Source organism: Micromonospora sp. NPDC047738, assembly GCF_040642675.1.
Lineage (GTDB): Bacteria > Actinomycetota > Actinomycetes > Mycobacteriales > Micromonosporaceae > Micromonospora.
The window spans coordinates 99,350-109,474 of record NZ_JBEYSO010000026.1; the positions used below are offsets into that span (position 1 = coordinate 99,350).

At 66.2% G+C, this 10,125-nt stretch carries 7 protein-coding genes and 1 pseudogene; 7 read left to right on the forward strand and 1 reads right to left on the reverse strand.

Annotated elements, in window-relative coordinates:
* On the forward strand, positions 1-2,808 hold the full coding sequence (locus tag ABZ783_RS29590) for a glycoside hydrolase family 95-like protein (RefSeq protein WP_357443830.1): 2,808 nt from the start codon (positions 1-3) through the stop codon (positions 2,806-2,808).
* On the opposite strand, the pseudogene ABZ783_RS29595 reads toward ABZ783_RS29590, so the two are convergent.
* Positions 2,789-3,001, reverse strand: a pseudogene (locus ABZ783_RS29595) (hypothetical protein); the annotation flags it as partial. The gene ABZ783_RS29590 and the pseudogene ABZ783_RS29595 overlap by 20 nt on opposite strands.
* A gap of 621 nt (positions 3,002-3,622) precedes the next feature.
* Here ABZ783_RS29595 and ABZ783_RS29600 point away from each other — a divergent pair.
* The 6 genes from ABZ783_RS29600 to ABZ783_RS29625 form a co-directional block, all read left to right on the forward strand.
* Positions 3,623-3,820, forward strand: coding sequence for a hypothetical protein (locus ABZ783_RS29600; protein ID WP_357443832.1), 198 nt, complete (start codon positions 3,623-3,625; stop codon positions 3,818-3,820).
* Between the two features lie 49 nt (positions 3,821-3,869).
* A complete protein-coding gene (locus ABZ783_RS29605; protein WP_357443834.1) occupies positions 3,870-5,525 on the forward strand; it encodes a sugar ABC transporter ATP-binding protein in 1,656 nt (551 codons plus the stop codon).
* A 47-nt stretch (positions 5,526-5,572) separates the two neighbouring features.
* Positions 5,573-6,556 (forward strand): ABC transporter permease, encoded by a 984-nt coding sequence (locus ABZ783_RS29610; protein WP_357443836.1) that lies wholly within the window; start codon positions 5,573-5,575, stop codon positions 6,554-6,556.
* 57 nt (positions 6,557-6,613) lie between these two features.
* On the forward strand, positions 6,614-7,582 hold the full coding sequence (locus ABZ783_RS29615; protein ID WP_357443838.1) for an ABC transporter substrate-binding protein: 969 nt from the start codon (positions 6,614-6,616) through the stop codon (positions 7,580-7,582).
* 287 nt (positions 7,583-7,869) lie between these two features.
* Complete coding sequence (locus ABZ783_RS29620) at positions 7,870-9,195, forward strand: hypothetical protein (protein WP_357443840.1); 1,326 nt, start codon at positions 7,870-7,872, stop codon at positions 9,193-9,195.
* A 10-nt stretch (positions 9,196-9,205) separates the two neighbouring features.
* Positions 9,206-10,125, forward strand: a 920-nt coding sequence (locus ABZ783_RS29625; RefSeq protein WP_357443842.1) for a transposase, incomplete at its 3' end; no start/stop codon positions are given.

Here is a 10,125-nt window from a genome sequence, read left to right on the forward strand (position 1 = left end):
GTGGGACTGACCACCGGATGGGCTGGGGAGGCGTTGGCCGGCGAGGCGCCCGCCCGCCCGTTCCAGGACCGGATGCGCACCGAGGACGCCTGGTCGGCGTACCTGCGGGAGCAGGATCTGACCTGGGGCGACATCCCCAAGAACTTCTACCAATCGCCGTTCATGGGTAATGGCGGGCTGGGCGCGTCGATGTACCGCATCGAGCGGAACGGGCCGTTGGTCTTCGTGCTCGGCGACAACCGGGTGCGCGACCACCAGGACGACAAGGGCAGCACCTTCGGCATGGCGAGACTGCCCATCGGGCATCTCTCCCTCGACACGGTGGGCGATCTCGCCGGCGCTGACCTGCGGCTGTCGCTGTTCGACGCCACCCTGACCGGGACACTGACCACCACGGCGGGCGCGATCCGGATCGAGTCCTTCGTGCACGCCGTCCGCGACGTGCTGGTCATCAACCTGCTGCCCGAGGCGGCGGAGGCGGCGACGTGGTCGTTCACGCCGGCCAAGGCCGAAAGCCCCCGGGTGAAAGCCAAGCCGCCGGCGCCCGACGGACTTCGAGTCAACCCCGATCCGATGGTGGAGACGGGCAACGACCGCGGGCGATGCGTCCAGGCGCTCGCCGTGGGCGGTCAGACCGTGACACAGTGGCGGACGCGGCCCGAGGAGGACGGCAGTCGTACCCTGCTGGTCACGGTTGCTCACTCCTACCCGGACTCGGGTGCGGAAGCCACCGCTGCAGCCACCCTCGACTGGGCGGCGCGAACGCCGCTGGCCCGGCTGCGTAACGGACACCGGCAGTGGTGGCACGAGTTCTACCCGAAGAGCTTCGTCTCCATTCCCGACGCGCGGCTGCAGTCCTTCTATTGGATCCAGCTCTACAAGATGGCCAGCGCCACCCGGCGGGAGTTCCCCGTCCTCTCCACGACCGCACAGTGGCTGGAGCCCACCCCCTGGCCGGCCACCTGGTGGAACCTCAACGTCCAGTTGGAGTATTGGCTGATCAACGCGACCGGGCACTGGGAACTCGACTCGCTGACCCGTTCCATTGATGAATATCGCGGTAATCTGATCCTCAACGCCCCGGTCGCCCTCCGCGAAGACAGCGCGGTGATCGCCCGCAGCGCCCAGGAGAACCTGCGTACCGGCACCCCCGCGCTGCCCGGTTCGACATCGGGCACCCCGGAGATCGGCAACCTGCCCTGGGCGATGCACAACCTGTGGCTCACCTACCGGCACACGATGGACGACAACCTGCTGCGCGAGGTCATCTTCCCGATACTGCGCCGCGCGGTGAACTTCTACCTGCACTTCGTCGAGGAGGGCGCGGACGGCCAGCTGCACCTGCCCCGAACCTACTCCCCGGAGTACGACTCGACCCGCGACTGCAACTACGACCTGGCCCTGCTGACCTGGGGCTGCGCCACCCTGCTGCGGGCCTGTGACCGGCTGGGCATCACCGACGAGTTGCAGCCCCGCTGGCGGGAGGTGCTCACGCGGCTGGTCGAGCCACCGCAGGGCAGCGACGGTCTCTGGATCGGGGCCGACCGCCGGCTCACCAGCTCGCACCGGCACTACTCACACCTGCTGTGGTTCTATCCGCTCTACCTCTTCGACCCGACCGATCCTGCCCGGCAGGAGCTGCTGCAACGGTCGCTCGATCATTGGGTGGGATTCGAGGGCGCCCTGCAGGGTTACACCTTCACCGGCGCCTCCTCGATGAGCTCATCGATGGGCCAGGGCAACAAGGCCCTGAGCTTCCTGAACACCCTGCTGGACCGGTATGTGCAGCCCAACACGATGTACCGCGAGTCCGGCCCGGTGATCGAGACGCCGCTGTCCGCCGCGCAGTCGGTGCACGACATGCTGCTGCAGAGCTGGGGCGACACGATCCGGGTCTTTCCGGCGATGCCGGACGCCTGGTCGGACGCCGTGATCCACCAGCTCCGGGCCGAGGGAGCCTTCGTGATCTCCGCCCGGCGCACTGCCGGGCGGACGGCCTGGGTACGGGTGCAAAGCCTGGCGGGGGAGCCCTGCCGCCTCCACCTCCCCGGTCTGGTTGACGGACCGATCACCATCAGGTCGACCGAGGGGCAGCCAAAGTCCGTCGTATGGCATCGGGACGGCGAGATCCTGGTGCTCCAACTGGCAGCCGGTGACGATGTCGTCATCACGACCCCGGCGAGCCCTCGGCAGCTCGAGGTCTCGCCGGTCCCGGTCACCGGTCAGGCCCCCTGGGGGCTGGCGCCCTTGCCACCGATCGGGGTGACCGTGCCGGCAGACCTCTCCGCGCTCTTTGACAACGACGGGGTGTCCCCGCGCGACGCGATGACGGATGGCGACTTCGACGGGTCGGGCTACACCTACCCGGCAGAGGAGGTGCCCGCGTCGGGACGGCGAACGATAGACCGGGTGACCTGGTTGCTCGGCAGCTACGCGCCTGGCGCGGCCAACAACGTGGTGTGCCGGGGACAGCAGGTCGAGCTGCCAGCCGGCAACGCTGCCAACCTGCACATTCTCGGTGCTGGCACCGGCGGTGGTGGCGCGGCGAAGGCGCTGTTGACCTATCTCGACGGGAGCACCGCCGAGGTGGACTTCAAGCTCACGGACTGGGCCCGTACGCCGTCGTATGGCGAGACCATCGCGGTCGAGGCAGCGTACCGGCACTCGCGGACCGGTGTCTCGGACACCAAGATGGTGCGGTGGTTCCACCAGGTGGTCGCCGCCGACCCAAGCAAGACTTTGGTCGCGGTGACCCTGCCGGTCCACACCAAGCTGCATGTTTTCGGGCTCAGCGTGGAGGCCCCCTGACGAGACGAGGCGGGTAGGGTGCCGCGCCGACGGCACCCACCCACCTCGCCCAACCGCCCTGTCGGCGGCCTACCCGTGACGTGGGGCGCATTCGCAGGCCGTGCAGGCCATCGTCGACGGCGAGGACCGTGCCGGTGGTAGCTGCGGCCAGCGGGCTGGCCAGGTAGGCGATCGCGGCGGCGACCTCCCGACCCGTTGCCGTCCTTCACCGTAGCCCCGCGAAAATACATCCGATGTCTATCGGGGCGCTCGCGCGAGGCAGAAGGCGGGCCGAGTGCGTCGGCTGAGCGCATGCTGAGAAGGGTCAGGTCTTGAGGCCGTTGAGGGTCCCAGCTCGTTGACGGCGCGCCGGTCGGCCGCGGGTGAGGCGGAGCATGCCGTTGATCGCGGCCCAGCGGATCATCGTTTCGGAGGTGGCGGGGCCGAACCGTTTACGGCCGTCTTACCCGTGTCATGGCCGCGGGTGCCCTGGTCGGCCGTCCCGGAGGCTATGCCGCCTTGGGAGTCGATGATGCCCGCCGTGGGTTCTGCGGCCCGGCCCTGGGCGGCGCGGGCCTTCGGCGTAGCACAACGAGGATCCGTTCGATGACCTGGTCTTCCTCCCAGCAGATGCAGCAGGCCACTGTGGACGAGCATCGGATCACCGGCGCGCGGCACGCCACCCATCACGAAGACTTCCAAACACCCGCTGATGCGCCCGTCCGCTCACGGGCTCGGCTGGGGTCTTGCGGAGGCATCCATCGGGCTGATAGACATCCGATGTGTTGCCGTAGTGGACTTTCGCGTCGCCGGTCGGACCCAAAAGGAGGGCCGTATGGAGCGCATCGCGCTACACACCCGGCTCAAGCCACGGATCTGCCGTGGCTTGACGCAGAAGGGGGCGGTGGCCAAGACCCGCGAGCAGCATGCCGTGACTCTGATTGCCAGCACGGCGCGGCAGCCGGAGGTTGTCCGATCATGGGCGACGGTCCATATCGCCAGCGTCGAGGGCTGGCTGCGGCGTGCCCTCTGACCCGATGCCCTCTTCCGGGCCGTCCATTGACCTGCCACAGCCACCTAACGTGTCCGAAATCGACTTCCGAGGAGATCTCATGGTGCTGTCGGGGACACCTCCGACTGCGTCAACGCGCGCACCGGCGTCGGACGAGCCGTTGCTGCGGCTCGAGGGCGTGAGTAAGAGCTTCCCGGGCGTCAAGGCGCTTTCCGGTGTCCAGCTGGACCTGCGCCACAACGAGGTGCTGGCGCTGGTTGGCGAAAATGGTGCGGGCAAGTCGACTCTGATGAAACTGCTCTCCGGCATCTATGCCGCCGATGAGGGCGAGTTCTATCTCAATGGCGAGCGGTTCGAGGTCGCCGGACCGAAACAAGCCCAGGAGCAGGGCATCAGCATCATCCACCAGGAATTCAACCTGATGCCCGACCTCACGGTGGCGCAGAACATCTTCATCGGCCGCGAACCGCGCCTGGCCAACTTCTTCCTCGACGAGCGCAAGCTGAACGCCCGGGCCGCAGAGCTGATCGACCGGCTGCAGTTGCCGCTGGACCCGAAGCGGGTCGTCGGCCGACTGACCGTGGCCAAGCAGCAGATGGTCGAGATCGCCAAGGCGCTCTCCAATGACGCCAAGGTGCTCATCATGGACGAGCCGACCGCCGCCCTCAACGAAGCCGAGGTAGCGACGCTGCACGAGCTGATCGGCCGCTTCACCCGCCCGGACACCGGCGTGATCTACATCTCCCACCGGATGGCCGAAATCAAGGCCATCTCCGACCGAATCACCGTGCTGCGAGACGGCCAGTACGTCGACACCGTCCCAACGGCGACGACCACCATGAAAGAGGTCATCGCACTGATGGTCGGTCGCGCCATTACCGTAAGCGCCAGACCCGAAGGGGTGCGCGAGGACCGCGAGGTGCTGCTGAAAGTCGAAGGGCTGAGCACTAAAGCGCTGCTGAACAACGTCAGCTTCGAGCTGCGCAAGGGCGAAATACTAGGATTTGCCGGGCTCATGGGCGCGGGGCGCACCGAGGTAGCAAGAGCCCTCGTCGGCGCGGACAGGACCACCTCCGGCACCATCACCCTGGCCGGCAAACACGTCGCGATACAGAACCCGGCCGATGCGGCCAGGCACCGCATCGGCTACCTGTCCGAGGACCGCAAACACCTCGGCCTGCTACTTGAGCAGGACGTCACCGCCAACATCGCCCTCAGTTCGCTGCGGGAGCTGTTCACTTCGTTCGGCTTCATGCGCGACAAGGCCATGCGGGCCCGATCCGCACAATACGTCGGCGCGCTGCGCATCAAGACGCCATCGGTGCGACAGACGACCAAGAACCTCTCCGGCGGCAACCAACAGAAGGTCGTCATCGCCAAGTGGCTGCTCAAAGACTGCGACATTCTGATCTTCGACGAGCCGACCCGGGGCATCGACGTCGGCGCCAAGGAAGAGATCTACCGACTGCTCAACGAGCTGGCACAGCAAGGCAAATCGATCATTATGATCTCCTCCGAGTTGCCCGAGGTCCTGCGTATGTCACACCGCATCGTCGTGATGAGCGAGGGTCGCATCACCGGGCTGCTCAGCGCCGCCGAAGCCACCCAGGAACGCGTCATGCACTACGCCACGCTGCGCCCCGACGAAAACCCGGCCGACGCGGCCCAACTTCTGCAGGCCGAGGACGCACCCACGCAGACCGCCCAGAAAGCAGGAGACCAATGACTACGCGCCCGGTATCAGCGGCCGCAACGGCCTCGCCGCCTGCGGCGATGTCATCACCGCAGCCAGCTACCGGTGGACTGAGCGCAACACTGCGCAGCCGGCTCCAACAGTTCCTCGCGTTCGCCAGCCTCATCGTCATCTTCACGGTCTTCGCGTTCGCCAGCCCCAGCTTCTTCACCTATCCCAACGTCACGAACATCCTGTTCTCTACGGTCGTGATCGGAACGCTCGCACTGGGCACAACCTTCGTGATCATCACAGGCGGCATCGACCTGTCGCTGGGTACCGGCATGGCGCTGAGCGCGGTGATGTCCGGCGTGTTCATCGTCAACCTGCACCTGCCGCTCGCGGTGGGCGTGCTCGGTGCCGTTCTGTTCGGTGGGCTCATCGGCCTCATCAATGGATTCAACGTCGCCATCCTGAGGATCCCGCCGTTCATCGCGACATTGGCGATGATGCTGGTCGCCCAGGGGCTTGCGCTCGTGGTCTCCCACAGCGCACCGATCTACTTCAACGACACCCCCGGCTACTTCGCCATTTCCACCGGCAGTCTCATCCCCGGCGTCGACTTCCCCAACGCGGTGCTCGTGCTGGTCGCGGCGGCGATCACGGCAGGGATCCTGCTGAACAAAACCGTCCTCGGGCGTTACACGTATTCGATCGGCAGCAACGAAGAGGCAACAGCGCTGTCCGGCGTCAGCGTACGCAAATGGAAAATCATCGTCTACACGCTCGCCGGTCTGTTCATCGGCCTTGCCGGCGTCATGATCTCCGCACGCCTCGGCTCGGCTCAACCGGCCACCGGCGCGGGCTACGAACTGCAGGCCATCGCGGCAGTGGTCATCGGCGGCACCTCGCTCGCCGGCGGCAAGGGGTCCATCGTGGGCACCGCGATCGGCGCACTCATCATCTCTGTTCTGAACAATGGCCTGCAGATCCTGTCGATCCCGCAGGAATGGCAGAACGTGATCCTGGGCTGCGTCATTCTCGTGGCGGTGTACGCCGACATGATTCGCAAACGCGCAGCCTGAGATGTGGCTCGTGTGAACCGCACCAACATCACACATAGGTAGGAGAATGTGGTCGACATGAGAAGAAGGCGCCTTCTGGCCGGAGTTGCGGCCGCAACGCTCATGGTAGCCGTGCCCGGGTGCACCTCTACATCGGACGGGGCCGGTGGCGATGGTGAGCAGCCGTACATCGCCATTGTCTCCAAGGGGTTCCAGCACCAGTTCTGGCAGGCGGTGAAGCAGGGGGCCGAGCAAGAGGCTGCCAAGCAGGGAGCCAGGATCACCTTTGAGGGACCGGCGACCGAGGCCGACATCGAGGCGCAGGTCACAATGCTGACCAATGCGATCGCCAAGAAGCCGGCGGCGATCGGCTTCGCCGCCTTGGACAGCAAGGCCGCGGCGCCACTCATGCAGCAGGCGAAGGCGGCCAACATCCCGGTCATCGCGTTTGACTCTGGCGTCGACAGCGACATCCCGGTGACCACGGCCGCCACGGACAACAAGGCCGCCGCCGCCGAGGCCGCCAAGCACATGTCCGAGCTGCTCGGCGGCAAGGGCAAGGTGGCCCTCGTCGTACACGACCAGACCAGCCGCTCGGGCATCGACCGCAGAGACGGGTTCGTCGAGTGGATGAGGGCAAACGCGCCGGGCATCACCCTGCTGGAGCCGCAGTACGGCGGTGGCGACCAGGCGAAGTCCGCGGATATCACCAAGTCGATCATTGCGGCGAATCCCGATATCGCCGGGATCTATGGCTCCAACGAGGGCTCGGCCATCGGCGCCATCAAGGGCGTCGAGGAGAGCGGCAAGAAGGGCATCAAGATCGTCGGATTCGACTCCGGGAAGGCCCAGATTGATGCCATCAAGAGCGGTGTCATGGCGGGGGCCATCACCCAGAATCCGATCGGGATGGGTGAGCAGCTGGTGAGCGCGGCCATGAAGTCGATCAAGGGCGAGAGCATGCCCAAGGTGATCGACACCGGCTACTACTGGTACGACATGACGAACGTCGACAAGCCGGAGATCGCGGCCGTGCTGTATCAATAAGCCGGACCACTGATCCGAGCAGCCGTCACACGAACGCTGGGGAGCTTGGCCGGATCATCAACGTGGCCAAGCCCCCCGGCCACCATCAGCTCGTTCGGTCAAGCGTGACCTGGGTAGGCGCGCTGAACTGGGCGTAGCACCACACGACCGAATTGGCCGACGTCAGCGCCGATGGAGCCATTACGGAGGCACCGCGCGGGAGAAAGGGTGCCCCGAACCTTCCAGACAGTAGTGGCTGCAATCAGAAGGACGGTCCTGGGAGATGGTGACGCCGCGGGAGGAAAGACATGAGCAACTATACAGCTCGAGGGACATTCGGGAGACGTTCCCTCTTTAAGGCGGCCGCCGCGGGGGCTGCTGGCACGGCAGCGTTTACCACCGGCACGTCGTCGTTGGCCGAAGCTGCCGCCGCGTCAACCCGGAGCAAGGCGGGCCTCGGCGGCCTTCCGACCGACCTCCAAGCGATCTTAGACGCGTGGTCGGAGGCGCCGTCGAGCTACCACAACCTCGGGGACTGGCGACGGGTGGGATACCGGCGCGGAGCCATCCAGCCATCGCCGGTGGTCGACAGCGTCACGCCTGCCCAGAGCTTGGGCATCCGCCCCGACACAGGTGTCGACGTCAGTAGCGCTCTTCAGACAGCGCTGGACCGACTCGGTGCGGCCGGTGGGGGCGTTCTCAAGCTGGAGCCCGGGCGATACGTTCTCGACCGGCCCCTGTTCGTCAGCGACTCCAACGTGGTCTTGAGAGGGGCAGGCAAGGGAAAGACCATCCTGTACTTCTCGCGTCCCCTGCGTGAGTCTCTCGACGCGGGTGGCAACAACTGGTCATGGACGGGCGGCCAAATTTTCTTCATCGCCCGCGAGCGGCTGGCCACGTCGTTCGCCAACGACTTCGCGGCCGAACTCAGCGAGTGCTTCCTGTGGGGTTCTACCCTGGCCGCAGTCGCGCCGGCGACCCGCGGCGCCGACGTCCTTTTCGTCGACTCCACCGCCGATCTCACGGCTGGCGAAATGGTGGCTCTCGAGGTAGATAACCCAACGAACTACCGGCTGCTCAAGGAGATGGCTGGCAACATCGCCGGAGCGAACACGTACGATTGGGCCAGGTACGGTGCTCGCATCGCGACACCGACTGCCTTCGAAGATCTCCAGGCCTGGCGGTGGCCGGTCAAGGTCATCGAGATTCTTTCTCCCCGGTCAGTGCGGATCGAGCAGCCCCTGAGGATTTCCATCCACCGAGAGACGCCCGCTCGGCTGCGCGAACTCGGGCCGACCATCCATGACAGCGGGGTGGAAGGGCTGACGATCGAGAACAAGCTCATCCCGCAGACGGCCCACAATCTGCACCCCGGCTCGAACGGGGTATGTTTCCAAGCGGTCTACGACTGTTGGGCCAAGGACGTCCACGTCCTCAATGCCGATGTGGCCTTCGGACTGACGGGTGCCAAGTCCTGCACCATGTCCGGGATCTCCGCCGGTGGCCGCTCACTCCACCACTTCGTCGCGTGCCGGATCCTCGCTCATCGGATTTGCGGCGTGGAAACCCGGCCGTTTACGGCCGGGAGGAAACGCCGCCCCTCCCTTGCGATGAGTGTCTTACATGGACGGTAAAATGTGAGGCGTGGGGGATGTGGTGAAGCGGGCGTACAAGTACCGCTTCTACCCGTCCCCTGAACAGGCTGGGCAGTTGAACCGCACCTTCGGGTGCGTGCGTCTGGTGTACAACCGGGCGCTGGAAGCACGTGCCCGGGCGTGGGCGGTGGACCGCCGGCGCACCACGTACGCGCATTCCTCGGGGTGGCTGACCGAGTGGAAACGCACGCAGGAGTTGGCGTTCCTGAACGAGGTGTCCTCGGTGCCGTTGCAGCAGACGCTGCGGCATTTGCAGGCCGGGTTTATGGCGTTCTGGGACAAGCGGGCCCGGTATCCGAGGTTCAAGTCCAAGCGCAAGTCGCGGGCGTCGGCCGAATACACCCGCTCCGCGTTCCGCTGGCGGGACGGTCAGCTCACCCTGGCCAAGATGAACACCCCGCTGGACATCGTGTGGTCCCGACCGTTGCCGGAGGGGGCGGAACCGTCGACGGTCACCGTGTCCCGGGACGCTGCCGGCCGCTGGTTCGTCTCCATCCTGATCGAGGACCCGACGGTGAAGCCGCTGCCGCCGGTCGCGGCCGTGGTCGGTGTGGACGCAGGCATCACCAGCCTGCTCACCCTGTCCCACCCGATCCCCGGAATCAGCGACGAGCACGGCAAGGTGGCCAACCCGCGGTACGGGCAGGCCGACCGGCGCAAGGTGGCCAAGGCTCAGCGGAACCTGGCCCGCAAACAGAAGGGCTCCGCGAACCGGGCCAAGGCCCGGCTCGCGGTGGCCCGGATCCATGCCCGTATCGCCGACCGGCGTCGGGACCACCTGCACAAGCTGACCACTCGACTCGTCCGTGAGACTCAAACGGTCGCGATCGAAGACCTCAGCGTGCGCAACATGCTCCGCAACCGCCGCCTGGCCCGCGTCATCTCCGACGCAGGCTGGGGCCAGTTCCG